Below are 24,201 nucleotides of genomic sequence, written 5' to 3' on the forward strand. Positions count from 1 at the left end.
ATTTGATACCGACGCACCCACACTCCGCTCACGAGGGAGGGCCGACGATGGCCGAGGAGATCCGCGCCGAGATGGTGGCGAACGTCTGGAAGGTCGTCGCGTCCGCCGGTGACGCGGTTGCCGAGGGCGACACCCTGGTCATCCTGGAGTCCATGAAGATGGAGATCCCGGTGCTCGCGGAGAGCGACGGCACAGTGCAGACGCTCGCGGTCAACGAGGGTGACGTCGTCCAGGAGGGCGACCTCATCGCGGTGATCGAATGACGGTGCGGGTGCGCGCGGCCCGCGCCGACGACCACGAGGCGATCGCGCGGGTCAGCATCGCGGCGTACGAGGCGGACGGGCAGCTCAAGGGCGAGATCCCGTACGCGGCGACGCTCGCCGACGTGGCCTCCCGGGTCGATGCCGGCGAGGTCTACGTGGCTGTCGACGCCGACGAGGTGGTGCTGGGCGCGGTGACGTTCGTGCTGCCCGGCTCGCCCTACGCGGAGCTGTCCGGCCCCGGCGAGGCCGAGTTCCGGATGCTGGCGGTCGACCCGGTCGCGCAGGGGCGCGGCGTGGGTGAGGCGCTGGCCAGGGCCTGCGTGCGCCGGGCCGGCGAGCTCGGCTGCGCGGCCGTGGTGATCTGCACGCGTGACTTCGCCGCTCCGGCCCAGCGGCTGTACGCGCGGCTGGGCTTCGTGCGCGAGCCGGAGCTCGACTGGTCGCCGATGCCGGGCGTCCAGCTGCTGGGCCTGCGACTCGCGCTCTAGTGCGGCGGCCGAAGGCCATCGCACTAGGCGCTCGCGGGTGCCTCCGCACCGATACTGTCGAGCAGCTCGTTGGCGATCTTCAGACCGATCGCCTTGCGCTCCTCCTCGGTGACCTCGGGGTCGCGGATCGCGAACCACGTGCTGTGCACGGAGAAGAGCGACAGCGCGGCCCGCACCTGCGCCTCGTGCGAGGTCTCCGGCCGCACCAGCAGGTCGACGAGCTGCATCATCCGCGCCCGCATGTCCTTGCCGGCCGAAAACTGCTTCATCGCGGTCTGGTTCTGCTCGAAGAAGCGCATGACCCGGTGCTGGTTGCCGCCGAAGAGCTCCTCCGTGTACCGCTGGATGATCGCCTGGCGTGACTCGACGGTCGGCGGCTGCGTCTCGGCCCACTCGATCAGCCGATTCATCGCCTCCATGCGGTCCTCGATGAAGCTGTTGGCGATCTCGTCTTTGCTCTTGAAGTGGTAGTAGAGCGCCGCCTTCGTGACACCGAGGCGCTCGGCGATCTCCCGGAGCGAGGTCTTCTCGTATCCCTCCTCGGTGAACAGCTCCAGCGCCACGGCCTGGATGCGCGACCGCGTATCGCCTGTGCTCTCGCTCACTTCATCACCTTACCCAGCGAACTTACTTGACGACCGGTTAGTTGGCAGCTTACCGTACGGCAAGTAAGGAATCTACCAGGGGGAGGGTGACATGACCGTCACAGATCAACCTTCAGTCACTCAGCCCAAGATCCGAGTCGTGTTGGTCGGTCTCATGATCGCGATGATGCTCGCGATGCTCGACAACATGATCGTCAGCACGTCGCTGCCGATCATCGTGCGCGAGTTCGACGGGCTCGACCACTTCACCTGGGTGGTCACGGCGTACGTGCTGGGCACCACCGTCTCCACCCCGATCTGGGGCAAGCTCGGCGACCTGTACGGGCGGAAGACGGTCTTCCTCACGTCGATCGTGATCTTCCTGATCGGCTCCGCGCTCTCCGGCATGGCCGGATCGAGCATGCTCGGCGGGCCCGAAGACGGGATGTTCGAGCTGATCGGCTTCCGGGCCGTGCAGGGTCTGGGCGCGGGCGGCCTGATCGTCGGTGTGATGGCGATCATCGGCGACCTTGTGCCACCCCGTGAGCGGGGTCGCTACCAGGGCATGATGGCCGGCGTCATGGCGATCGCGATGGTGGCCGGGCCGCTGCTCGGCGGGTTCATCGCGGACAACCTGTCGTGGCGGTGGGCGTTCTACATCAACCTGCCGCTGGGCGGTCTCGCGCTGCTCGTACTGATCACCCAGATGCATCTGCCGAAGTACCGGACCGAGCACAAGATCGACTGGGTGGGTGCCGGCCTGCTGTCCGTGGGCATCACCGCGCTCGTGCTGATCACCACGTGGGGTGGCAACGAGTACGAGTGGGACTCGCCGCAGATCTTCGGCCTGGTCGGGCTGGCGGCGGTGGCACTGGCGCTGTTCGCTCTCGTCGAGCGGCGCGCGGCCGAGCCGATCATCTCGCTGGGCCTGTTCAAAAACCGCAACTTCGCGCTCATCTCGGCGGTCGGTTTCCTGCTCGGCTTCGCGATGTTCGGCGCGATCAACTTCCTGCCGATCTTCCAGCAGTACGTGCAGGGGGCTTCCGCCACCGGCAGCGGCCTGCTCCTGCTCCCGCTGATGTTCGGCATGCTGACCGTCTCGATCCTGAGCGGCCGCACGATCACCCGCACCGGCCGTTACCGCGTCTACCCGATCGTCGGCGGCGTGCTCATGGCCATCGGCATGCTGCTGCTGACGATGCTGGACGCGCAGACCAGCCGGGTCGAGCTCGGTGCCTACCTGGTGGTGCTCGGCGCCGGCATGGGCTTCCTGATGCAGACGACGATGCTGATCGCGCAGAACAGCGTCGAGCAGCGCGACCTGGGCGCCGCCAGCGGTGCCGCGACGTTCTTCCGCTCGATCGGTGGCTCGTTCGGCGTGTCACTCTTCGGCGCGGTCTTCGCCACCCGCTTCCAGCACGAGCTCACCGACAAGCTGGGGGCACAGGCCGCCGCGCAGTTCAGCGACGGTGGAGGCGGTGCGGGCAGCTTCGACCCGGCCGTGCTCGCCGGCCTGCCGGCGGCGGCCCGCAACGGCCTGCTGACGAGCCTCGCCGACTCGATCGCCGGCGTGTTCTGGTGGGCCGTGGCGGTCGCGGTGCTGGTGCCGGTGCTGGCCTGGTTCGTGAAGGAGATCCCGCTGCGCGGCGCCCCCGAGGCGCCCGCGGCCACGCCCGAGGAGAAGGCCGAGCGCGCCCTGGCCGACGCGCCCGCGGTGCCGTAGAGCCCTCCCCGAGAAGGGCGCCCACCGGATGGTGGGCGCCCTTCGTCCATTGCGCGATGCGTTGTGTTTGAGCCTCCAACCGTGCAAGAATGAGCACCGAACGAGCAGCTTTGCGCACGCCCGGATTGGGCATCCAGGAGGTCATGGTGAGCACAGCGGGAGCGGGCATGGCCGCTGACATCGCGGAGCAGCCGGAGGTCTACGCGCGCCTGCTGGAGCCGGCCCACGCCGAGCCCATCGCCCGCGCCGCCGCGGTCATCGCCGAGCGCCGGCCGCGCCACATCGTGCTCACCGCACGCGGCACCTCCGACCACGCGGCGCTCTACGGGGCCTACCTGGCGGAGATCCGCCTCGGCCTCCCCGCGGGGCTGGCGTCGCCGAGCGCGGTGACCGTCTACGGCGCCCGGCCCGACCTGTCGCAGGCGCTGGTCATCGGCGTCAGCCAGAGCGGCGGCTCGCCCGACCTGACCGAGGTGGTGCGGGTGGCCCGCGAGTCCGGCGCCCTCACGCTTGCGATCACCAACAACCCCGACTCGCCGCTCGCCGCGGCCGCCGAGCTCTCCGTCGACGTGGCGGCGGGGCACGAGCGCGCGGTGGCGGCCACGAAGACGTACACCGCCGAGCTTTTGGCCCTGCTCCTGCTGGTGGAGAGCGTGCGCGCGGGCGGCGGCCGGCCACCCGCGGATCTGGCGGCCCTGCCCGACCTCGCGGCGCGCGTATTGGCCGACCCCACGCCGGAGACCGTCGCGGGCCGCTACAGGTTCGCGGCGCGCCTCGTCACGACCGGCCGGGGGTACGCGTATGCGACCGCCCGCGAGGCGGCCCTCAAGCTGATGGAGACGTCATACCTGCCGGCGCTCGCCTTCTCCGGCGCCGACCTGCTGCACGGGCCGCTGGCGATGACCGATCCCGACGTGCCGGTGCTGGCCGTCGTGGGCTCCGGGCCGGGCGGCACCGCGATGGGCGACGTGCTGGCCCGGCTGCGCGAGCGCAAGGCCGACGTGCTCACCGTGGGCGCCAACGGCGAGCTCGCGGTGCCCGACGTCGACGAGCGGCTCGCCCCGCTGCTCGACATCCTGCCCCTCCAGCGGCTGGCGCTGGCCCTCGCGCTCGCCCGCGGTGAAGACCCGGACGCACCGCGCGGCCTCAAGAAGGTGACCTCCACGCTCTAGAGCGTTTCGGAGTTGAGGTGGCCTGGCTCTGGATTCCTGCGTCGCGGTAGCTCGGATCTCGGTCTTTCGGATCGGGATTTCGTGGCCGCGCTCGTGGATGCCACCCCCAGCCGGAAAGCTCTAGAGTGCTGATGTGTCTACGCTGCGCGATCTGGTCGAAGAGCACACCTCGCTGAGCGAGGCTGACATCGACCACCTGCACCGGCTCGCCGGCGACTGGCAGCTGCTCTCCGACCTCTCCTTCGCCGACCTGCTGCTGTGGGTGCCGGTCAACGGGCACGAGTCGTTTCTGTGCGTGGCGCAGGTGCGGCCGACCACCGCCCCCACGGCCTACCAGGACGACCAGGTGGGACGCACGGTCGGCGGTCCGGAGGTGGCGCACCTGACGATCGCGTACCGGCAGGGGCGGATCTGGCGCGAGGGCGACCCGGTTTGGTATGGGGACACGCCCGCCCGCCACGAGGCGATCCCGGTGCGGCTGCGCGACGCCGAGGGGGAGCCGGGCGGCGTGATCGGGGTCGTGGGGCGCGACACCAACCTCTCGACCGCGCGCACGCCCAGCCAGCTCGAGCTCAACTATCTGACGACCGCCGACGACCTCGCGCAGATGATGGCCGACGGCACGTTTCCGCCGATCAGCCACCGCATCGAGACGACCTCCGCGCCGCGGGTGGGTGACGGGCTGATCCGGTTGGACGCGAGCGGCAAGGTGACCTACGCGAGCCCCAACGCACAGTCCGCCTTCCGCCGGCTGGGCTTCGCCTCCCATCTCGTCGGCGAAGACCTCGCCGCGCTCGCCGCGCGCCTGGCCGACGACCCGCTGGAGGGCACCGACGCCTCCGCCCGCATGCTCGCCGCGCTCGGTGGCGAGGCGCCGTCGCGTAAAGAGATCGAGGCGCGGGGTGCCACGGTGCTGACCCGCGCGCTCCCGCTCATGCCGGCCGGCGTGCCGATCGGTGCGCTGGTGCTGGTGCGCGACGTCACCGAGGTGCGCCGCCGCGACCGGGCCCTGGTGACCAAGGACGCCACGATTCGCGAGATCCACCACCGCGTGAAGAACAACCTCCAGACCGTCGCCGCCCTGCTGCGCCTCCAGGCCCGCCGGGTCGAGACGCCTTCCGCCAAGGCGGCGCTGGAGGAATCGGTGCGCCGGGTGGCCTCGATCGCGCTGGTACACGAGACGCTGTCGATGTCGAGCGACGAAGCGGTGGAGTTCGACGGCATCGTCGACCGGGTGGCCGCGGCCGCCGCCGAGGTGGGCACGACCGAGTCGAAGGTCTCGATGCGCCGCATGGGCACGTTCGGCGTGCTGCCCGCCGAGATGGCCACCTCGCTGGTGATGGTGCTCAACGAGCTGCTGATCAACGCGGTCGAGCACGGCTTCCCGGAGATCGACGGCGTGGGCGCGGTCGGCGAGGTGGTGGTCTCCGCCCACCGCCACCGCAAGGAGCTGCACGTCACCGTCGTCGACAACGGCACGGGGCTGCCGGAGGAGTTCGACGCCGAGCAGGGCGGGCGGCTGGGCCTCCAGATCGTGCGCGCGCTGGTCACCGGCGAGCTCAACGGCACGATCGAGCTGCGCGCCCGGTCAGAGGGAGGCACCGAGGCGGTGCTCGTGCTCCCCCTGACCAAGCGCTGAGGCATCAGCCTCCGGTCTTCAGACCTTCGAGCATCTCATCGAAGTCGATCACCTCAGCCGCCGGCGGCGCCTCGACGGTCGCCGACGTGCCGTACTCGACGTAGTCGACCGTCGTGTCGCTGACCGTGCCCATCACCACGTGCATGCGGCGCGGCTGGTACTTCTCGTCCACCCAGACGTCGGTCTTGACGTCCTTGACGCCAGCCTTGGCGATCTCCTTCTCGGCGGCCGCCTTCTTCGCGGGGTCGAGCTGGCCGAGGTACGCGGCGACCGGGTTGGTGACGGTGTAGTGGACGGTCTTCACACCGTCGATCGTCTCCTCACCGACCACGGTTACCGTGTCGGCGGCGAGCAGGGTCTTGACCTGCCGCACCGGGTCCATCTCGTCGAACTGCTTCGTGAACTCCGAACCCGACCCTCCGGCGGCCGCCGTCAGGTCCATCTTCATCCAGCTCTTGCCCTGCATCTCCGCCCGCTCGGCCTCGGGGATGGCGATGTAGAAGATCGGGCCGATCATCCGGATCGTCGTGGACTTTCCCGCGATCTGCATGGTGATCTCGGCCTTGGGGTCCTTGCCGTATCGCAGCACCCCCTGGCCGCTGAAGGCCTTGCCGTCGGCCTCGCCGTCCATCCTCAGCTTTACGGACTCGGCCTTGGTGGCGCTGTCCACCACCTTCTGAAGCGAACCCTTCGCGTCACTGACGAGCAGGGCGAGGACGTTCTGCTGCTGCGGCGCGTCAGGCGTGGTGGGGGTGGAGCCGCACGCGCCGAGCGCGATCACCGCCAGCGAGGCAATGACGAGTTTGGCAGCTTTTGTCGTAAATAGCACGGTATCTCCCCGTGAGATGGTCGAATGCGCGCGGATGCTACAACGGGCCGGCGCATGGACTCTTGTGCATTCGATGCTGGCGGCTGCTTGTTGCTTAGGTGTTACAAAGCACACTCCCGCCATCTGGGCCGCTGGTTGGCGGGCCGGGGTGGCTGTGAGAAGCTAACCCTCGTGACCGTTGCTGAGCGCCGTGCCGTGTCGCTGGGATTGACCTCCCGGCGCCACGTTGACTACGGCCGCGTGCGCAGCGCCATGTGTCGGGCTCACTGACGTCGCCCGATCTGATCTGTTCCCGGGCGCGTAGAGAGCGCCGGCCCTCAAGATCAGCGCCGTAGCCTCGCGCGTCCTTCCTAACGAAACGCACACGGAGGACGCCCAGGATGGCGGTCACAAGCTCGGAAGGCCGGCCGGCCGCACGCCCGCGCAAGGCGCGCGGCGAAGGGCAGTGGGCGCTGGGTCACCGCGAGCCGCTCAACCCCAACGAGCGGACCAAGAAGGACGACAACCCGCTCAACGTCCGCGCCCGGATCGAAAACATCTACGCGCACCGCGGCTTCGGCTCGATCGACCCGCAGGACCTGCGCGGGCGCTTTCGCTGGTGGGGGCTCTACACGCAGCGCAAGCCCGGGATCGACGGCGGCCGCACCGCCATCCTCGAGCCGCACGAGCTCGACGACGAGTACTTCATGTTGCGCGTGCGCGTCGACGGCGGTGCGCTCGACCTCGACCAGCTGCGCACGATCGCCACGATCTCCCAGGAGTTCGCGCGCGACACCGCCGACATCACCGACCGGCAAAACATCCAGCTCCACTGGATCCGGGTCGAAGACATGCCGGAGATCTGGCGCCGCCTGGAGGCGGTGGGGCTACAGACCACCGAGGCGTGCGGCGACTGCCCGCGGGTGGTGCTGGGCAGCCCGGTCGCGGGCATCTCGGCCGACGAAAAGCTCGACGCCACTCCCGCGATCGACGCGATCGTGGAACGCTTCGTGGGCGCCAAGGAGTTTTCCAACCTCCCGCGCAAGTTCAAGTCGTCGATCTCGTGGCTGGCCGACATGCCCTACGAGGTAAACGACATCTCCTTCCTCGGCGTTGACCACCCGGAGTACGGTCCGGGCTTCGACCTGTGGGTCGGCGGCGGCCTCTCGACCAACCCGATGCTCGCCCAGCGCCTCGGCGTGTGGGTGCCGATCGACGAGGTGCCGGAGGTGTGGGCCGGCGTGGTGAGCATCTTCCGCGACTACGGCTACCGCCGGCTGCGCCACCGCGCCCGGCTCAAGTTCCTGGTCGCCGACTGGGGCGTGGAGCGGTTCCGCGAGGTGCTGGAGAAGGAGTACCTCGGCCGCACGCTGCTCGACGGGCCGGCGCCGCAGCTCCCCGAAAAGCCGATCGACCACATCGGCGTGCACCGGCAGGCCGACGGCCGCTTCTACGTCGGCGCCGCGCCGGTGGTGGGTCGCACGTCCGGCACCCAGCTCGCCCAGCTCGCCGACACCGTCGAGGCGCACGGGAGCGGGCGGGTGCGGCTCACGCCGTACCAGAAGCTGCTAGTGCTCGACGTCGCGCAAGGTCGGGTCGACTCGCTGGTGGCCGCGTTGCGGGCGATCGGTCTCGAGGCCCAGCCGTCGACCTGGCGGCGCGGCACGATGGCATGCACCGGCATCGAGTTCTGCAAGCTGGCGATCGTCGAGACCAAGCGGCGCGGCGAGGAGCTCGTCGCCCGCCTCGAAGAGCGCCTGGGCGAGATGGACGTCGACATCTCCATCCACATCAATGGCTGCCCCAACGCCTGCGCTCGCACCCAGACCGCCGACATCGGCCTCAAGGGCCAGATCGTGATGGGTCCGGACGGGCAGCAGGTGGAGGGCTACCAGGTCCACCTCGGCGGTGGTCTCGGCATGGCCGAGGGCCAGAAGGCCGGGTTCGGGCGCAAGCTCCGCGGTCTCAAGACCACCGCGGACGAGCTCCCCGAGTACGTGGAACGCCTGGCCCGTCGCTACCTGGACAGCCGCACCGACGGCGAGGCGTTCGCCAGCTGGGTCATGAGGGTCGAAGAGGAGGCACTCCGATGAGTTCTGAGTCTCGCGCCGCACCCCTTTACTGCCCGTACTGCGGAGAAGAAGACCTGCGCCCGTCCGAGGAGGGGCACGGCACGTGGGAGTGCCGCGGCTGTGCGCGCGCCTTCTCCGTCAAGTTCATCGGATTGGTGCGAAAGGCGGTGGCACGGTGAGCCCGGTAAACGCGGTGGGCTTGGGCCTTCTCAGCCCGGCCCGCGACCGCTCGGCCGAGCTGCGTTCCCTCGCGGAGGACGCCGCGGTCGCGCTCGAAGGCGCGCCGGCCGAGGAGATCGCCCGGTGGGCGGCCGAGACGTTCGGCGACCGGTTCTGCGTGACGAGCTCGATGGCCGACGCGGTGCTGGCCCACGTGGTGTCCCGGGTGGCGCCCGGCGTCGACGTGATCTTCCTCGACACCGGCCTGCACTTCCCCGAGACGCTCAAGGTGCGCGACACCGTGGCCGCCACGATGCCGGTCAACGTGCGCTCGATCCGTCCGCGGCTGACCGTCGGCCAGCAAGACGGTGAGTACGGGCCGCGCCTGTTCAACAAGAGCCCCGACGACTGCTGCTTCCTCCGCAAGGTCGAGCCGCTGGAGCGGGCGCTCGCCGACTACGACGCGTGGGCCGCCGGGCTGCGCCGCGACGAGTCACCCACCCGGGCCAACACGCCGGTGGTGGCGTTCGACGCCAAGCGCGGCAAGGTCAAGGTCAACCCCATCGCGGCGTGGAGCCAGGCCGATGTCGAGGCCTACATCTCCCGGTGGAACGTGCCGGTCAACGAGCTCTTCAAGAAGGGGTTCACCTCGATCGGCTGCTGGCCGTGCACCCGGCGCACCAAGGCCGGCGAAGACCCGCGGGCCGGCCGGTGGGCGATGTTCGAAAAGACCGAGTGCGGCCTGCACACGTGACGCCGATCCTCCTGGTGGTGCACGGCAGCCGCGATCCGCGGGCGGCGCGGGCGACCCGTGCCCTCGTCCGCGCGGTCGCGGCGGCCCGCCCGGGTGTCGACGTGCGCGCCTCGTACCTCGACCACACGCTGCCCCGCCCGGGGCAGGTGCTGAGCGGGCTCGAGGCGGCCGGCCACCACCGGGTGACGCTGGTACCGCTGCTGCTCACCGCGGCGTTCCACGGGCGGGTCGACGTGCCCGAGGTGCTGCGCGCCGCCCGCGCCGCCGGCCTGCGCGTCCCGGTCGCGGTGGCCGACGTGCTGGGCCCGTCCGCCGGTGACCCGGTCGACGACTCGCTGCTGGCCGGGTTGCGGCGCCGGCTCGCCGCCGCGGGCTCCGGCTTCGACGCCGTGGTGCTGGCCGCGGCCGGCACCCGCGACGCCGCCGCGCGGCAGACCGTGGTGCGGGCCGCGAGCGCGCTCGGCGAGTCGCTGGGCGTGCCGGCGACGGTCGCGTACGCCTCGGCCGCGTCCCCCACCGGCGCCGAAGCGGTGGCGGAGCTGCGCGCGGCCGGTGCCGAGCGGATCGGCGTGGCGGCCTACTTCCTGGCGCCGGGGCTGCTCTACGACACCGTCGTCACGTCCGCTCTCGACGCCGGTGCGGTGGCGGCGGCGCAGCCCTTGGAGGGCGCGTTCGAGCTCGCTCGGCTGGTGCTCGCGCGGGCCGACGCGGCGGATCTGCCCGCCGGCGTCGCGGCTGCCGCCTGAGCCCTGTATCAGGGCGCGACCGGTGGGCTCCTAATCCCCAGAGGGACGCCCTGACCGCGCCTCTGGGCGTCTTTCTCGCGCGCGGGATGGTCGGGGGCGTCCCGCGCACAGCGTGGCCGGCCCGGAGCGTCTCAGGGCACGGTCCGGGGCGACCGGGGGGCGTCCTGGGCGGGTGCCGGGGGGACTGCGGCGTCGAGGGCCGGCCGCGTGCGGCGCGAAACGTACGGCGCGCGAGGAAAAGGTGATCCCGGGGACAGCAAAACGCCCCGGATGGCCTGGAGCCCGGGGCGTTTGATGCTGTGTGTGGTGCTGTGTTTTTGTCAGGCGGAGTGAGCGCGGACCCGCAGGCCGCCGCGACGCTTGACGGCGCGCCGCTCCTCTTCGCTCATCCCGCCCCAGACGCCGGCGTCCTGACCGGAGTCGAGGGCCCACTGGAGGCACTCGTCGGTCACGGAGCAGCGCCGGCAGACGGCCTTCGCCTGCTCGACTTGCAGGAGTGCCGGGCCGGACGTCCCAATCGGGAAGAACAGCTCCGGGTCCTCGTCGCGGCAGACAGCATGGTGGCGCCAGTCCATGGCGGCAACACTCCTCGTTCTGGATCGGTGGCAATTAATGCGGTGGAACTCTATTTGCGTCCGCGGTGTCGATCGCGACTTTGCGCACTCATCCGATCGGCAGCGCGTTAGCAGGCTTTGGGACCGGTCTGGCTGCGTGAACTTGCCACACGGCGGGCATGCCCGCGCAACTTCCCGGTAACTCGTTTCGCTTGTGAATACTTTCACGAACTCCCGCGATGTCAAGGGGGACGCTCGGAAAAAATCTGAGCGGGTGAGCAAGCCCACAACCCCTTTGTCCGGATTTTGACCCTGGGTCAGCACCCGGTGTGCGACAGTCACCAGTCAATGTAGTACAGTCCGCGCCGCATTGCCGACATTTCCGGCGTACTCCCTGGGGTGGATGTGCCCGCCGCGACGCGCGTGGTGCCCCTCAGCAGATTACGCGCAGTGCGCTGGGAACGCTCGTGAAGCGGACTTTTTCCCGCTCGCCGAGATAGTCGCCATCCAGCTGGAACGCCTGCGGACGGTCCGAGACCAGGGAAAACTCCGCGACGTCGTGCAGCCGCACCACCTGCGACCCGTGCGGCTCGCGATGCCGGGACAGGAGCTGAGTCACGGTCCGTGTTGTGCTAGGCACGCGCAGTCGGCGCAGGGCGAGCACGTCGAGACCGAGGTCGAAGGACGAGTCGGGGTTGGGGTTGATCGCCCGGTCGCCGAGGAACGTCCAGGGCGCGGTGTTTTGGATGATGACGGTCGATAGCTCGCCCTCGGCCGTCTCGCCCGGCTGCTCCAATGTGATCGCCGGATGCCGCCGGTCCATAGCCGTGAAGTATTGGGTGACCGCGGATCGCATATAAAGGGCGGGAGTGGAGGTGCGCCCGCGCAGCCGAGCCTGCTCGACCCGCCGCACCACCGAGGCGTCCAGCCCCAGCCCCGCGCAGAACGTGAAGTATCGGTCGTCGGCGCGACCCAGCCCGATCGTCCGCACCCGGCCGGCGTGCAGCGCCTCCAGGATCACGCTCGCGCCCTCGGCCCAGCCCTTGGGGAGCCCGAGCGCGCGGGCGAACACGTTCGTCGAGCCACCGGGCACCACCGCCAGCGCGGGGCGGGTCTCCGCCGGCGCGCCGGCCATCAGGCCGTTGACCGCCTCGTTGACCGTGCCGTCGCCGCCGAGCGTGAAGAGCACGTCGACGCCGCCGGCGGCCGCCTCCTGGGCGAGCGTGGTGGCATGGCCGCGCCGCCGCGTGAGCGCCACCGTCAGGTCGAACTCGCTGCGGAGCGCCCGCACCAGCACGTCCCGCGCGCGCTCGCTCGTGGTGGTCGCCTTGGGGTTGACGACCAGTAACGCCCGCATGGGCGGCACTGTACTCGCTGGCGAGTATCGTGTGCGCGTGATCCAGGACTCCCCGGCGCTCCCCGGCACGCTGCGCTGGGCGGTGTGGCTGCTGGTCGGCGAGGCGGCCGCGGTCGCGCTCGTCGCCGCCTATCTGGTGTACGAGGACCTGACCGGCACGGCGAACGACATGGTCGTAGCCCTGATGGTGACCCTGTTCGCGGCCGCCGGCGCCGCGGCGCTCTTCCTGCTGGCACGGGCGCTCGGCAACCGCCGCGCGGGCGCGCGCGGGCCGGCCATCGTGCTCCAGCTGATGCTGCTGCCGATCGGCTACTTCATGATCCAGGGCGGGCTCGCGTGGGCCGGCGTCCCGATCATCGTGATCGCCGTGGCGGTGGGCACGCTCCTGGTCACCCCATCGAGTACCAAAGCGCTCGGTCTGGGCTGAACACGACACCCGAACGGATGGCTTCGCCACCGTTTGCGCCTCCCCACCCCTAAAGTGAGTCGCCGAGCGAACCAGGAGGCTCAGTGGGCATAGAGGGGGCAGTGCGGCCGCCGGCGTACCAGACGCTCGCGGAGGATCTCCGTGCGGAGATCACGTCGGGGCGGCTCCAGCCGGGCGAGCGGCTGCCGACCGAGCCGCAGCTGTGCGCCCGTTCCGGGGTGAGCCGCAGCACCGTGCGCGAAGCCCTCCGCCTGCTTGCCAGCCAGCACCTCATCGTGACCACCCGGGGCGTGACCGGGGGCAGCTTCGTCGCCCACCCGAGCCCGGAAAACCTCTCCGACACGCTCTCCACCGGGCTCAACCTGCTGCTCAGCACGTCTACCGCCGGCCTCTGTGACCTGCTGGAGGTACGCGAGTCGCTGGAGGTGCCGGCCGCGGCGCAGGCGGCCCGGCGGCGCAGCGAGGAGCACGTGGCCCACCTGGAGGCGGCGCTCTTCGACCCGGAGGTGGCCGACGTGCCGGCGATGCTGGCCGGCCACCGGGCGTTTCACGCCGCGCTTGTCGCCGCCACCGGCAACCCGCTCTTCGAGCTGCTCTGCCGGCCGCTCTACCAGGTGTCGAACGAGCGGGAGGTGGCCGCGACGGCACCGGCCGGCTTCTGGCACCAGGTCGATGCCGACCACCGCGAGCTGCTGCGCTGCGTCAAGGCGCGGGACACCGACGGCGCGGCGAAGGTCGCCCGCGAGCACATCACGTTTATCCGGGGAGCGCTGGCCCCCAGCCGCTAGGGCCACCGCCCAACCGCCACGGCGACCGGCAAACCGCTAGGGCGACCCGGCGGATCGCTACGGCGACCGGCGGGTCAGCAGGCGGATCGAGGCCCGGTCGCCTTCCACCGTGGCGGACGCGGCGGTGGTCAGCGCGGTGAGCACCTTCCACGCGAACGAGGACTCGGCCGGCAGCCGCGCGCCCCGCACGGTGTTGACCGCCACCTCCACGCTCAGCGCGTCGTCGGTGACCGAGAAACGGCACTCGAGCTCGGCCCCACGGCTGGCGACCGCCAGGAGCATCGCGCACGCCTCGTCGACCGCGATCCGCAGGTCTTCGATCTCGTCGAGCGCGAAGTGCAGGCGCGCGGCCAGGCCGGCCGTCGCCGTGCGCAGCACCCCCAGGTAGCCGACGTCGGCCGGCACGGTGAGCAACACGACGTCGTCTTCGATCACCGGCTCCACATGCACTGTCAGCTGACTCACCCCGCCCAGCGACTCTACCGGCTCAGGGCCGTTCGGCGGGCTCCCGCATGGCCAGTTTGTGGAGCGCTTCCCCGGAGAGCCGGTACGGGATCCACTCGTCCATCGCCGCCGCGCCGAGCGCGCCGTAGAAGTCGCGGGCCGGGTTCCAGTGCAGCACCCACCAGTCGAGGCGCTGGTACCCCCGGTCTACGCAGATCCGCGCGAGGGTGGTGAGCAGTAGCCGGCCGGCCCCGGTGCCGCGGGCCGCCGGGCGGACGTAGAGGTCCTCCAGGTGGATACCGTGCACGCCTTCCCAGGTGGAGAAGTTGAGGAACCACAGCGCGTACCCGATGATCTCGCCGCCGGCATCGACCGCGACGTGGCCGAAGAGTGCCGGCTGGGCCGCGAAAAGGGCGGCGTGGAGCTGGGGCTCGGTGAGGTGGCACTGCTCGGGCGCCCGCTCGAACTCGGCCAGCTCGTGGACCATGGCGACGACGGCCGGCACGTCCTCGCGGCGTGCCGGCCGTATCGTGGCCTCGGAGGGAGCGGGCGTCACGCCTGCTTGGTCTCCCAGAAGATCTTGGAGATCTCCTCGATCTTGCTCAGCAGCTCGTCGGCCTTGGCCGGGTCGGCCGAACCCTTGGCGCCGGCGGCGCCCGCGAGCTTGGTGGCCTCGTTGAAGAGCTGGTGCAGGTGCGGGTACTTCTCGAAGTGCGGCGGCTTGAAGTAGTCGGTCCACAGCACCCACAGGTGGTGCTTGACCAGCTCGGCGCGTTGCTCCTTGATGATCAGAGCCCGCGTGCGGAATTCGGCGTCGGTGTTCGCCTGGTACTTTTCGGCGATTGCTTTCACCGACTCGGCCTCGATCCGTGCCTGCGCCGGATCGTAGACGCCACACGGCAGATCGCAGTGGGCGCTTACCACCGTGCGCGGAGCAAGGATGCGCGAAAGTCGCATAAGGACCCTCCATGACGTTTGCGATGATCCGGGAAAGACCCTACTCCTCGTCCGACTGCCCCATGTGCGAGAGGTGAAACACACATGCCGTTCGCCGTTCTCGTGCGTGGCCCGTCGATGGTGCCGACGTTGCGCGACGGCGACGCGCTGATCGTGCGCCGCGGCGGCCGCGCGGTGCGGCCGGGTGACGTCGTGGTGGCGAGGTTCCGGACCCGCCCCGACCTGCTCGTCGTCAAACGCGCGGTCCGCGCACAGGACGGCGGTTGGTGGGTACACGGAGACAACGAGCTGGTCACGGATGATTCCCGGGCTTACGGGGTAGCAGACGTACTGGGTCGGGTGGTGCTGCGCTACTGGCCCCGTCCGGGGTTTATGCTCAAGTTTCGGACCGGGTGACCCCCGCACCGCGCACCGCCCCTCGTGCACTCACCGTCGCGTGCACAGCCGGCGGGCCGAAGCGTTCGCCGCCCAGGGCGGGCGAGGTAACAACGTTGGGGAGTCACCGCATGTCTTCGTCCTCTTTGGATCGCAGGTTCGCGAGCGATCCCGTTTTCGAGCTCCATCACGGCGGCAAGATGGCCGTCACCGCCACCGTGCCGCTGACCAGCCGCGAAGACCTCTCGCTGGCGTACACCCCAGGAGTGGCCCGGGTGTGCGAGGCGATCGCGGCGGAGCCGGACCTGGCCGCCGACTACACCTGGACCGGCCACACGGTGGCGGTCGTGACCGACGGGACCGCCGTGCTGGGCCTGGGCAACATCGGGCCGGCGGCCGCGATGCCGGTCATGGAGGGCAAGGCGGTGCTGTTCAAGCAGTTCGGCGGCGTCGACGCGGTGCCGATCTGCCTCGACACGCAAGACGTCGACCAGATCATCTCCGTGGTCACCGCGCTGGCGCCGTCGTTCGGCGGGATCAACCTGGAGGACATCTCCGCGCCCCGGTGCTTCGAGATCGAGCGGCGGCTCGACGAGGCGCTGCCGATCCCGGTCTTCCACGACGACCAGCACGGCACGGCGATCGTCGTGCTCGCCGCCCTGCGCAACGCGATCACGTTGCTCGACCGCAAGATGGACGACCTGCGGGTGGTCGTGAGCGGTGCGGGCGCGGCCGGTGTCGCGGTCACCAAGATGCTGATCGCCGGTGGCGTCGACGCCGCCGAGGTGGTCGTCGTCGACTCGCGCGGCATCATCCACGGCGGACGGAGCGACCTCACCCCGGTGAAGGCGGAGCTGGCCGCCATGACAAACGGAAACGGACTGTCCGGTGGCATCGCCGACGCGCTCGCCGGTGCCGACGTGCTGATCGGCGTCTCCGGTGGCCAGATCCCGGAGGAGGCGGTGGCCGGCATGGCGCCGGAGGCGATCGTCTTCGCGCTCGCCAACCCGACGCCCGAGGTGCACCCCGACGTCGCCTCCCGGCACGCGGCGCTGGTCGCGACCGGCCGCAGCGACTTCCCCAACCAGATCAACAACGTGCTCGCGTTCCCCGGCGTCTTCCGCGGCGCCCTTGACGCGCGGGCGACGACGGTCACCGACGGCATGAAGGTGGCCGCCGCGGACGCGATCGCCGGCGTGGTTGCCGACGCCCTCCGCGCCGACGCGATCGTGCCCTCGCCGCTCGACCCGCGGGTGGCGCCCGCGGTAGCGGCCGCGGTGACCGAGGCGGCGCGCCGCGACGGCGTGGCCAGGCGGTAACGTCTGGCCGTATGCGCGCTGCGTACGCCTCTGGATTCGACGACGACAACCCGCTCGCCGCGCTGGAGGTGGGCGAGCGGCCCGAGCCGGCGCCGCCCGGCCCGGATTGGGTGACGGTCGAGGTCAGGGCCAGCTCGCTCAACCACCACGACCTCTGGTCATTGCGCGGCGTCGGGCTCTCCGCCCAGCAGCTGCCGATGATCCTCGGCTGCGACGCCGCCGGCGTCGACCCGTCCGGTGCCGAGGTGGTCGTGTACCCGGTGGTTGCCGACCCGGGCGACCCGCGCGGCTACTCGATCCTCTCCGAGCGCCATCCCGGCACGCTCGCCGAGCGGGTCGCCGTCCCCCGCGCCAACCTCGTGCCCAAGCCGGCGGGCGTGTCCTTCGCGGACGCCGCGTGCCTGCCGACCGCGTGGCTCACCGCGTACCGCATGCTCACCACCCGCGGGCGGGTCGACGAGGGTGAGGCCGTGCTCGTGCAGGGCGCCGGTGGTGGCGTGGCGACCGCCGCAGTGGTACTGGCCGCCGCGCTCGGCAAGCGGGTGTACGCCACGAGCCGCGACGCCGAAAAGCGCGAGCGGATCGCCGAGCTCGGCGCGACCGCGCTGGAGCCGGGTGCCCGCCTGCCCGAGCGGGTCGACGTGGTGATCGAGACGGTAGGCGCGGCGACGTTCGACCACTCGCTCAAGTCGGCCGCGCCGGGCGCCCGCATCGTGGTCTCCGGCGCGACCTCCGGTCACGAGCCGAAGGTCAACCTCCGCCGCCTCTTCGCGATGCAGCTGGAGATCATCGGCACCTCGATGGGCACGCCGGAGGAGCTGGCCGGCCTGCTCGCCCTCTGCCAGGAGCGCGGCATCCGCCCGGTGATCGACGGCGTCTTCCCGTTCTCCGATGTGGAGGGTGCGTTCGCCCGCCTGCACTCCGGCGACGTCTTCGGCAAGGTCGTCGTCGACCACACCCGATAGAAGATGTTTCCCGGGTCCGCGTCAGCGGCGGACCGCCGCTCCCGCCGGAGACCGCGGCGGTCGGCGGCTCGCCAGGGCTCGCCGAAACCCCCGACCCCCGCTGCCAGGCCCGCGCGACAAGCCCAACCTAGAGCTGGTCGTCGAGGCGACCGAGGCCGGCCGACGTCGCGTCCTCGGGCAGGCGGCGCTTGGCGTCCGCGTCGCCGTATAGCGACCAGCGCCAGAAGTCGAGCGTCGAGTCGGCCACCACGTCGAACGCCCGGTTGCCCTCGCGCAGCAACGACTGGCCGTGGTCGCCGTCGGGCAGGGTGAGGAGCGCCTTGGGCCACGGCACGCTGTCGTAGGCGGCCTTGCCGGAGGCGTACGAGACGACCGAGTCGCGCTGGCCGTGCACGAACAGCAGCGGCGCCGGCGGGCCGGTGAAGCCCAGCCCCATGCCGAGCCCGCTGCCGGAGAGCACTACGCCGGCGTCGAGCCGCTCGTCGCGGGCCACGCTGAAGAGGCCAATGGTGGTGATGCCACCCGCGGAGTGGCCGGCCGCGGCGAGGCGGTCGGTAGCGAGGCGCCCGCGCAGGGCGTCGCCGGAGCGCCGGTCGAGCTTGAGGACCTCGGTGAGCACGTACGTGGCGTCGGCCGGCTGGTTGATCACGTCGAGGGCGTCGACGCGCGCCACGCCGCGGCTCGTGTGCGGGTACGCGGGCGCGGCGACCACGAACCCCGCCGACGCCCAGTGCTCCAGCAGCGGCGCGTAGTCGGCGGGGCGGCCGGTCAGCCCGTGGCTGAAGAGGATGACCGGAAAGCGGCCGGCGCCGGCGTCCGGGTACCAGATCGTCACCGGCAGCGGTCGGTCGGCGCCCCGGCTGAGCCGCAGTTGGCGGGTGTCGACGTCGAAGGTCTGTGCGGGCGCCCGGCCGGTCTGCTCGGGAGCGGGCGCGGAAGTGGCCTTCGGCGTGGGCGCCGCGGTGGTGCTGACCGGCGTGGGCAGGGACACCGAGCAGCCGGCGAGCAGCAGGACGGAGGCGGCGGCGACGCTAGCGCGCAACGACGCCTCCCGCGCCCACCAGCCGCACCAGGTCGGGCAGCACCGCGCCGAGCGGCGCGTCGAGCGTGAGCGCCGCGTACGGGTCGCCGCGGGTCGCCCCGCGGTTGACGATCGCCACGGGGATGCCCAGCTTCGCCGCTCGCAGCACGAACCGCCGCCCGGACATCACGGTCAACGACGACCCGAGCACCAGCAGCAGCCGGGCGCTCTCCACCAGCGCGAAGCTCGCGTCGACCCGCGGCCGGGGCACGGTCTCGCCGAAGAAGACCACGTCGGGTTTGAGCGTGCCGCGCCCGCAGGCCCGGCAGCCCACCAGGCGAAACCGCTCCACCGCGCCGTCCGGCAGGTCGACGTCTCCGTCCGGGTTGACGGCGATCACCTGGGCGTGAAACTCCGGGTTGACCAGGCGCAGCCGGCGATCGAGGTCGTCTCGGGCGGTGCCGTCTCCGCAGTCGAGGCAGACCACCCGGTCGAGGTTGCCGTGCAGCTCGATCACCTCGGCGCACCCGCCGGACTGGTGCAGGCCGTCGACGTTTTGTGTGATCACGCCGCGGAGCAGCCCACCCGCGTGGAGGTCGGCGACCGCGTGGTGCCCGGAGTTGGGCTCGGCGCGGGCGATCGTCCGCCAGCCCAGGTGGCTACGCGCCCAGTAGCGCCGGCGCGCGACCGGGTCGCGGGTGAACATCTGGTAGGTCATCGGCGCGTGCCGCGTCTGCACGCCGTCCGGCCCGCGGTAGTCCGGAATGCCGGAGTCGGTGGAGATGCCCGCCCCGGTGAGGACGGCGACACCACCCTCCGCAACCATCTCCGCCAGCCGCTCGGTCCCGTCGATCACCCATCCATGGTGCCTCAGCCGCCGGACGGCGAGGCCGGCACGCTGAGGGTGAACGGGATCTCGGTCGTGTTCGCGGCGGTTATCCGCTCGTTGTCAAATGTCGGCGCGCTGGCTGTCCGCCATTTCAACGGCCGAACTGTTCGGCGACCACCTGCCCGAGCAGCAGGACGCAGGCCAGGAGCGCGAGGATGAGCACGGTCGCGGCGACCGGCCTTCGGCGCCGCGGGGAGGAAGCAGGCACCGCCCGGGTCGGCGGAAACAGCGGTGGGTGGCCGGGCAACGGCGGTGACGCGGAGAAGCTGGGCGGCGCGGGCGCGGCGGCCGGTGACGTGGGCCGGATCGGCTGTGGTGTCTCGGGACCGCCCCCGGCCGGGGCGGACACGGGGGGCACCGGGCGGACCGGCGCCGCGGCGGGCAGGCTGCCCAGCGCGACGACCAGCTCCGGATCCTCGACCAGCGTGGGTGACACACCGACCCGCTGGTGTAGCAGCGTGCCGGCCAGCGGGATCCGGCTGGACCCGCCGACTGGGAAGACCCCGCCCACCTCGTGCGGGCGTACCCCGGCCCGTTGCAGCGCCGCCATGGTCAGGTCGACGGTCCGCTCGACGTAGGGCCGGGCCATCCGCTCGAACTCTTCCCGCGTCAGGTGGGTGTCGACGTCGAACAGCGGGACGTGGATGGCGGCCGACGAGCTGCGCGACAGCTGCTCCTTCGCGGATCGGGCGTCGGCCCAGAACATGAGGTGCCGCCGCCGCGCCAGGTCGTCCGCCGGACGCACCAGGCGGCGCCAGCGGTCGGGGTCGCTCGCGCCGACTGTTCGCGACAGGTGCTCGACGATCGCGGCGTCGAGATCCAGGCCGCCCAGGTCGGTGAGGCCGTCGGTGGCGAGGATCTCCCAGTCGTCACCGGCGCGCCGCAGCACGGTGGTGTCGAACGTGCCGCCGCCGAAGTCGTACACCACCAGCGCGCCGCCGGAAGGCACCGTGTGCCCGAGGTCCCGGGTGAAGTACCCCGCCGCCGCGACCGGCTCGGCGATCAGCGTGACCGCCGGCACGCCGGCGCGTGCGGCGGCCTCGGCCAGCACCCCCTTGCGGCTGGCCGCCCAGTTGGCCGGGTAGGTCAGCACCGTCTCGGCCGGCATCGCGCCGGCAACGCGGGACGCCTCGTCGACGACGCGGCGCAGCACCGCGGCGATCACATCCGGCACCTGGTACTCGCGGGAGCCGAGCAGGATCACCCCGTCGTCGACGCTTCGCTTCGGGTTGGGCTCGAAGCTCGCCGGGTCGAGTCGCGCGCTGCGCTCCGCGTCGCGGCCCACGAGCAGCCGGCCGTCGGTTTCGGCGTACACGGCGGACGGCAGCAGGAAGCTCGACTCGAACTGAAGCGGCCGGCCCGGCCCGGCCGGGCTGGAGAGCGCGGCCACGGTGTGGGACGTGCCGAAGTCGACGCCGAGAACCACGCCGGATCGCCCTGCCACGGCCCACACCGTAGCGCCGAGACGCCAGCGGTCAGATCGCCAGCTCCAGGCGGCTCCGGGCGCCGGCGTCGTCGTAGAGGATCCACCTCAGGAAGTCGAGTGTCGTCGCCAGCACCTGGGTGAAGCCGGGCTGGCCGGGTGTCAGGTAGGCGCCGTGGTCCTGGCCGGGCAGCGCGAGAAACGACTTCGGCCAGTGCACGCGGTCGTACGCCGCGCGGGCGGCCTCGATCGGGACCGTGGGGTCGGCGGTGCCGTGTACGAAGAGCATGGCCGCGCTCGGGCCGGCGAAAGCGCCCGCCATCCCCGCCCCGGCGATCACGATGCCGCCGCGCAGCCTGCGGTCGTGGCCGGCCGTGAAGAGGCCCGCGGTGGTATAGCCGCCGGCGGAGTGTCCCGCCGCGCCGATGCGGCTGCCGTCCAGGTGACCGGCGAAGGCGGGGAGGGCGAGCACCTTCCGCACCACGTACCAGGCGTCGGCCGGCTGGTTGCGCACGTCGGCGCGGCTGAAGCGGCGAGTGCCCTCGCGGGTGCGGGGGTAGGCCGGCGCGGCCACCACGAAGCCGGCCGCCACCCAACGGGTGACGATCTGCGCGTGGTAGGCGGGGAGGCTGTGCAGGCCGTGGCTGTAGATGACCACGGGGAAGCGCCCGGCGGCGATCGGGGCGTCCCGGCCGGCCTGGCGCGCCGGATACCACACGGTGGTGGGCAGCGGCCTGGCCTTTCCGCGGCTGAGCGCCAGCGTGCGGACGCCGACCGGGTAGGTGCCGGCCGGGGCGGACACCGCGGCCGCGTGCGAAACGGCGTGTGGCGCCGGAGCGCCACACGCCGCCGAAGCGAGCAGCAGGGCCACGCCGACGAGCCCCGCCGCAAACCGCTTCATGTTTTGACGGTACGGACGAGGCCGCCGCACGGGGCCGGCTTTCCGGTTCCCGTGCGGCGGCCGTCTGGACACCAAGGACCTCAGTTGTGCGAGAGGCGGGGCAGCCAGCCGAGCCAGCGGGGCAGGTACCAGTTGCGCTCACCCAGCATGGCCATCACCGCGGGGAGGAGCACCGCCCGCACGATCGTGGCGTCGATGAGCACCGCGATCGCGAGACCGAAGCCCATCTCCTTCATCGCGGTCAGCGGGGCCGTGGTGAAGAGTGCGAAGACCGCGACCATCACCACCGCCGCCATGGTGATCGTGCCGGCCGTGTTCTGGATGCCGCGCGACACCGCGAGCTTGGTCGGCCAGCCGCGGTCGTACCCCTCGCGGATCCGGCTCAGGACGAACACGTGGTAGTCCATCGAGAGGCCGAACAGGATCACGAAGAGGAACAGCGGGATCCAGCTCGTGATCGTGCCGCGCTCCTGGAAGTCCATCAGGCCGGAGCCCCAGCCGTGCTGGAAGGCCAGCACCAGGGCGCCGTACGCGGCGGCCACCGAGAGCAGGTTGAGCACGATCGCGGTCACCGCCACGACCACCGAGCGGAACGACACGAGCAGCAGTACGAACGCCAGGCCCAGCACGAACGCGAACACCAGCGGCACGCTGCGGGTGAGCGCGTGGTTGAAGTCGACCGACTGGGCCGCGTCCCCGGTGACCGCTACCTCGGCACCGGCCACACCCGCGAGCGAGTGCGGGATGACGTCGTCGCGCAGGGTGTGTACCGCGTCCTCGGAGACCTTGTCGGTACCCGTGCCGGAGAGGCCGATGCTGATCAGGGCGACCGTCTTGTCGGGATTGACCTCGACGGACACCGGTTCGTGAAGCTGGCCGGTGGCCAGCGCCTTGGCCTTGAAGTCGGCGATCGCCGCGGTCGTCGCCGGGTCGGTGACGTCCGCCGCCTTGACCACGACGGTGGCGGGGTCGGCGCCGCCCGGGAAGGCGGCCTGCACCCGGTCGTACGTCTGGATCGCGGCCTCGTCGTGCTTGACGCCCTCGATGCCGTCGGACGCGGGCTTCATGCCGAGCGCCGGCAGCGCCAGGGCGATCAGCGCGGCGGCCGCGATCGTCGCGGAGACACCCGGCCGGCGCAGCACCAGGCGGAGCACGAAGCGCCAGAAGCGGCCGTTGGACTTGCGCCGGTACAGGCCCGGGATGCGGCCCAGGTCGACCTTGTCACCGAGCTTGGAGAGCATCGCCGGGAGCACGGTGAGCGAGCCCACTGCCGCGACCGCGACGACAAGGATCGTGCCGACGGCCAGGCTGATGAACGTCACGTCCTGGGTCAGGAACATGCCCGCCATCGCGATGATCACGGTGAACGCCGAGATCATCACCGAGCGCCCGGAGGTGGCCGCCGCGGTGGCGAGTGCCTGTTCGGGGCTGGCGCCGTTGGCCCGCTCCTCCCGCTCGCGGCGGATGTAGAAGAGGCAGTAGTCGACGCCGACGGCCAGGCCCATGAGCAGCATCAGGTGGGTGACGGACTGGTCCGCGGGAAAGAAGCGGCTGCTCGCGGCCAGCAGGCCGAGCGACGCGAGGAACGCGGTGACGGCCAAGCCCAGCGGGAGGATGGCGGCCAGGAACGCGCCGAACGCCACGAGCAGGATGCCGAGCGTCACCGGCAGCGAAAGCATCGACAGGGTGCCCAGCGCGCCTTCCACCTGGCTGTCGATCGCCTTGTCGATGCTGACCTCGCCGGTTTGCGCGACGATCAGGTCTGGATGCTTGTCCTGCACGCCCTCGACGGCCTTGAACACCGGGTCGATCCGGTCGACGGCCGTCTCCGGGTCGCCCTTCATGTCGAACGTGACCAGCGCCGAGCGCTTGTCCTCGGAGACCGCGTCGGCGTTCACGTTCTCCACCTGGCCGGTGGCCTCGACGGCGCTGGCGGCCTCGCGGACGGCGTTGCGAAACTCGATCGAGTTGGTGGTGAGCGTGCCGCTCTGCACGATCACCATCTCGCCGGCCCGGTCCGGGAAGCCGGCCGCGTCGATGATCTGCTCGGCGCGCTTGGACTCGCCGTTGCCGTAGTCGCTGTCTTCGGCGCTGACCGTGCCGATCACCGCGCTCAGCGCGGTCGCCACGATCACGAAGAGCAGCCAGCCGACGATGGCGGTGGCGCGGTGCCGCGCGCTGAAGCGGGCGACGGAGGCGGCCAGGTTGCGGGGCCGCCGGTGGCTCGTCAGGGTCTCGTCCGGCCGGCTCTCCGGCGGTCGCAACATGGATGTCGTCATGACGAAGACGCTATGAGCGGCGCTGATCCGTCTCGATCCAGCGCACACCCCACTTTCTGGTGGGGAACACCGCGCCATCGTGGTAGGGCCTGCC

The 24,201-nt window shown here is 71.3% G+C and carries 26 protein-coding genes; 14 read left to right on the top strand and 12 right to left on the bottom strand.

The genetic code is table 11. The features are described 5' to 3' along the window. Window positions 1–47: 47 nt before the first annotated feature. Both AC5L36_RS06195 and AC5L36_RS06200 read left to right on the top strand, forming a co-directional pair. Entirely contained in the window at window positions 48–263 is a 216-nt protein-coding gene (locus AC5L36_RS06195) for a biotin/lipoyl-binding carrier protein (protein WP_441214369.1), read from the top strand. After that, a complete protein-coding gene (locus AC5L36_RS06200) occupies window positions 260–751 on the top strand; it encodes a GNAT family N-acetyltransferase (RefSeq protein WP_441214370.1) in 492 nt (163 codons plus the stop codon). The genes AC5L36_RS06195 and AC5L36_RS06200 overlap by 4 nt, the downstream gene beginning before the upstream one ends. Before the next feature lie 23 nt (window positions 752–774). Here the strand turns inward: AC5L36_RS06200 and AC5L36_RS06205 are convergent, their stop codons facing one another. Then, a complete protein-coding gene (locus AC5L36_RS06205) occupies window positions 775–1,356 on the bottom strand; it encodes a TetR/AcrR family transcriptional regulator (protein ID WP_441214371.1) in 582 nt (193 codons plus the stop codon). 91 nt (window positions 1,357–1,447) lie between these two features. Here AC5L36_RS06205 and AC5L36_RS06210 point away from each other — a divergent pair, with 91 nt between their 5' ends. From AC5L36_RS06210 to AC5L36_RS06220, 3 genes are all read left to right on the top strand, one after another. Further along, on the top strand, window positions 1,448–3,058 hold the full coding sequence (locus AC5L36_RS06210; RefSeq protein WP_441214372.1) for an MDR family MFS transporter: 1,611 nt from the start codon (window positions 1,448–1,450) through the stop codon (window positions 3,056–3,058). A 167-nt stretch (window positions 3,059–3,225) separates the two neighbouring features. Further along, window positions 3,226–4,230 (top strand): SIS domain-containing protein, encoded by a 1,005-nt coding sequence (locus AC5L36_RS06215; RefSeq protein ID WP_441214494.1) that lies wholly within the window; start codon window positions 3,226–3,228, stop codon window positions 4,228–4,230. 133 nt (window positions 4,231–4,363) lie between these two features. After that, window positions 4,364–5,869 carry a histidine kinase N-terminal domain-containing protein gene (locus tag AC5L36_RS06220; protein WP_441214373.1) on the top strand — a complete coding sequence of 502 codons (1,506 nt, stop codon included), beginning with the start codon at window positions 4,364–4,366 and terminating at the stop codon, window positions 5,867–5,869. A 4-nt stretch (window positions 5,870–5,873) separates the two neighbouring features. On the opposite strand, the gene AC5L36_RS06225 is transcribed toward AC5L36_RS06220, so the two are convergent. Then, window positions 5,874–6,821: an SCO4651 family lipoprotein gene (locus AC5L36_RS06225; protein WP_494907593.1), complete on the bottom strand. Its 948-nt coding sequence runs from the start codon at window positions 6,819–6,821 to the stop codon at window positions 5,874–5,876. Window positions 6,822–7,078: 257 nt separating this feature from the next. Here AC5L36_RS06225 and AC5L36_RS06230 point away from each other — a divergent pair, with 257 nt between their 5' ends. Genes AC5L36_RS06230 through AC5L36_RS06245 form a run of 4 tightly spaced genes read left to right on the top strand, consistent with a single transcriptional unit; the run spans window position 7,079 to window position 10,408 of the window. After that, window positions 7,079–8,770 carry a nitrite/sulfite reductase gene (locus AC5L36_RS06230; RefSeq protein ID WP_441214375.1) on the top strand — a complete coding sequence of 564 codons (1,692 nt, stop codon included), beginning with the start codon at window positions 7,079–7,081 and terminating at the stop codon, window positions 8,768–8,770. Beyond that, the gene (locus AC5L36_RS06235; RefSeq protein ID WP_441214376.1) at window positions 8,767–8,928 is read left to right on the top strand and encodes a hypothetical protein; all 162 of its coding nucleotides are present in this window, start codon (window positions 8,767–8,769) and stop codon (window positions 8,926–8,928) included. Before AC5L36_RS06230 ends, AC5L36_RS06235 begins: the two co-directional genes overlap by 4 nt. Next, window positions 8,925–9,662, top strand: coding sequence for a phosphoadenylyl-sulfate reductase (locus AC5L36_RS06240; RefSeq protein ID WP_441214377.1), 738 nt, complete (start codon window positions 8,925–8,927; stop codon window positions 9,660–9,662). Before AC5L36_RS06235 ends, AC5L36_RS06240 begins: the two co-directional genes overlap by 4 nt. After that, complete coding sequence (locus AC5L36_RS06245) at window positions 9,644–10,408, top strand: sirohydrochlorin chelatase (protein WP_441214378.1); 765 nt, start codon at window positions 9,644–9,646, stop codon at window positions 10,406–10,408. The genes AC5L36_RS06240 and AC5L36_RS06245 overlap by 19 nt, the downstream gene beginning before the upstream one ends. A 320-nt stretch (window positions 10,409–10,728) precedes the next feature. Here AC5L36_RS06245 and AC5L36_RS06250 read toward each other — a convergent pair whose 3' ends face one another. Together AC5L36_RS06250 and AC5L36_RS06255 are read right to left on the bottom strand one after the other, a co-directional pair. Continuing rightward, complete coding sequence (locus AC5L36_RS06250; protein WP_173041450.1) at window positions 10,729–10,983, bottom strand: WhiB family transcriptional regulator; 255 nt, start codon at window positions 10,981–10,983, stop codon at window positions 10,729–10,731. A 412-nt stretch (window positions 10,984–11,395) separates the two neighbouring features. Then, a complete protein-coding gene (locus AC5L36_RS06255) occupies window positions 11,396–12,319 on the bottom strand; it encodes a diacylglycerol/lipid kinase family protein (protein ID WP_441214379.1) in 924 nt (307 codons plus the stop codon). Between AC5L36_RS06255 and AC5L36_RS06260 the strand changes: the two genes are divergently transcribed. After that, window positions 12,318–12,746, top strand: a complete 429-nt coding sequence (locus AC5L36_RS06260) for a hypothetical protein (protein ID WP_441214380.1) — start codon at window positions 12,318–12,320, stop codon at window positions 12,744–12,746. The two genes, AC5L36_RS06255 and AC5L36_RS06260, sit on opposite strands and share 2 nt — an antisense overlap. An 83-nt stretch (window positions 12,747–12,829) precedes the next feature. Beyond that, a complete protein-coding gene (locus AC5L36_RS06265) occupies window positions 12,830–13,534 on the top strand; it encodes a FadR/GntR family transcriptional regulator (protein WP_441214381.1) in 705 nt (234 codons plus the stop codon). Between the two features lie 57 nt (window positions 13,535–13,591). Here the strand turns inward: AC5L36_RS06265 and AC5L36_RS06270 are convergent, their stop codons facing one another. Genes AC5L36_RS06270 through sodN form a run of 3 tightly spaced genes read right to left on the bottom strand, consistent with a single transcriptional unit; the run spans window position 13,592 to window position 14,935 of the window. Beyond that, window positions 13,592–13,999 (bottom strand): ATP-binding protein, encoded by a 408-nt coding sequence (locus AC5L36_RS06270; protein WP_441214382.1) that lies wholly within the window; start codon window positions 13,997–13,999, stop codon window positions 13,592–13,594. Window positions 14,000–14,021: 22 nt separating this feature from the next. Further along, a complete protein-coding gene (locus AC5L36_RS06275; RefSeq protein ID WP_441214383.1) occupies window positions 14,022–14,534 on the bottom strand; it encodes a GNAT family N-acetyltransferase in 513 nt (170 codons plus the stop codon). Further along, the gene (sodN, locus tag AC5L36_RS06280) at window positions 14,531–14,935 is read right to left on the bottom strand and encodes a superoxide dismutase, Ni (RefSeq protein ID WP_441214384.1); all 405 of its coding nucleotides are present in this window, start codon (window positions 14,933–14,935) and stop codon (window positions 14,531–14,533) included. The genes AC5L36_RS06275 and sodN overlap by 4 nt, the downstream gene beginning before the upstream one ends. Before the next feature lie 84 nt (window positions 14,936–15,019). Between sodN and AC5L36_RS06285 the strand changes: the two genes are divergently transcribed. From AC5L36_RS06285 to AC5L36_RS06295, 3 genes are all read left to right on the top strand, one after another. Then, window positions 15,020–15,331, top strand: coding sequence for a S24/S26 family peptidase (locus AC5L36_RS06285; RefSeq protein WP_441214385.1), 312 nt, complete (start codon window positions 15,020–15,022; stop codon window positions 15,329–15,331). Between the two features lie 110 nt (window positions 15,332–15,441). Beyond that, a complete protein-coding gene (locus tag AC5L36_RS06290; RefSeq protein ID WP_441214386.1) occupies window positions 15,442–16,629 on the top strand; it encodes an NAD(P)-dependent malic enzyme in 1,188 nt (395 codons plus the stop codon). Between the two features lie 11 nt (window positions 16,630–16,640). Next, the gene (locus AC5L36_RS06295; RefSeq protein ID WP_441214387.1) at window positions 16,641–17,594 is read left to right on the top strand and encodes a zinc-binding dehydrogenase; all 954 of its coding nucleotides are present in this window, start codon (window positions 16,641–16,643) and stop codon (window positions 17,592–17,594) included. A gap of 127 nt (window positions 17,595–17,721) precedes the next feature. Here AC5L36_RS06295 and AC5L36_RS06300 read toward each other — a convergent pair whose 3' ends face one another. The 5 genes from AC5L36_RS06300 to AC5L36_RS06320 form a co-directional block, all read right to left on the bottom strand. Continuing rightward, the gene (locus AC5L36_RS06300; RefSeq protein ID WP_441214388.1) at window positions 17,722–18,636 is read right to left on the bottom strand and encodes an alpha/beta hydrolase family protein; all 915 of its coding nucleotides are present in this window, start codon (window positions 18,634–18,636) and stop codon (window positions 17,722–17,724) included. Next, window positions 18,626–19,441, bottom strand: coding sequence for an NAD-dependent protein deacetylase (locus AC5L36_RS06305; RefSeq protein ID WP_441214495.1), 816 nt, complete (start codon window positions 19,439–19,441; stop codon window positions 18,626–18,628). The genes AC5L36_RS06300 and AC5L36_RS06305 overlap by 11 nt, the downstream gene beginning before the upstream one ends. A gap of 154 nt (window positions 19,442–19,595) precedes the next feature. Further along, window positions 19,596–20,948, bottom strand: coding sequence for an Hsp70 family protein (locus AC5L36_RS06310; RefSeq protein WP_441214389.1), 1,353 nt, complete (start codon window positions 20,946–20,948; stop codon window positions 19,596–19,598). 31 nt (window positions 20,949–20,979) lie between these two features. Further along, a complete protein-coding gene (locus tag AC5L36_RS06315) occupies window positions 20,980–21,828 on the bottom strand; it encodes an alpha/beta hydrolase family protein (RefSeq protein ID WP_441214390.1) in 849 nt (282 codons plus the stop codon). A gap of 80 nt (window positions 21,829–21,908) precedes the next feature. Further along, a complete protein-coding gene (locus AC5L36_RS06320; protein WP_441214391.1) occupies window positions 21,909–24,185 on the bottom strand; it encodes an MMPL family transporter in 2,277 nt (758 codons plus the stop codon). Between the last annotated feature and the right edge of the window lie 16 nt (window positions 24,186–24,201).

Source organism: Phytohabitans sp. LZ39 (assembly GCF_059359075.1).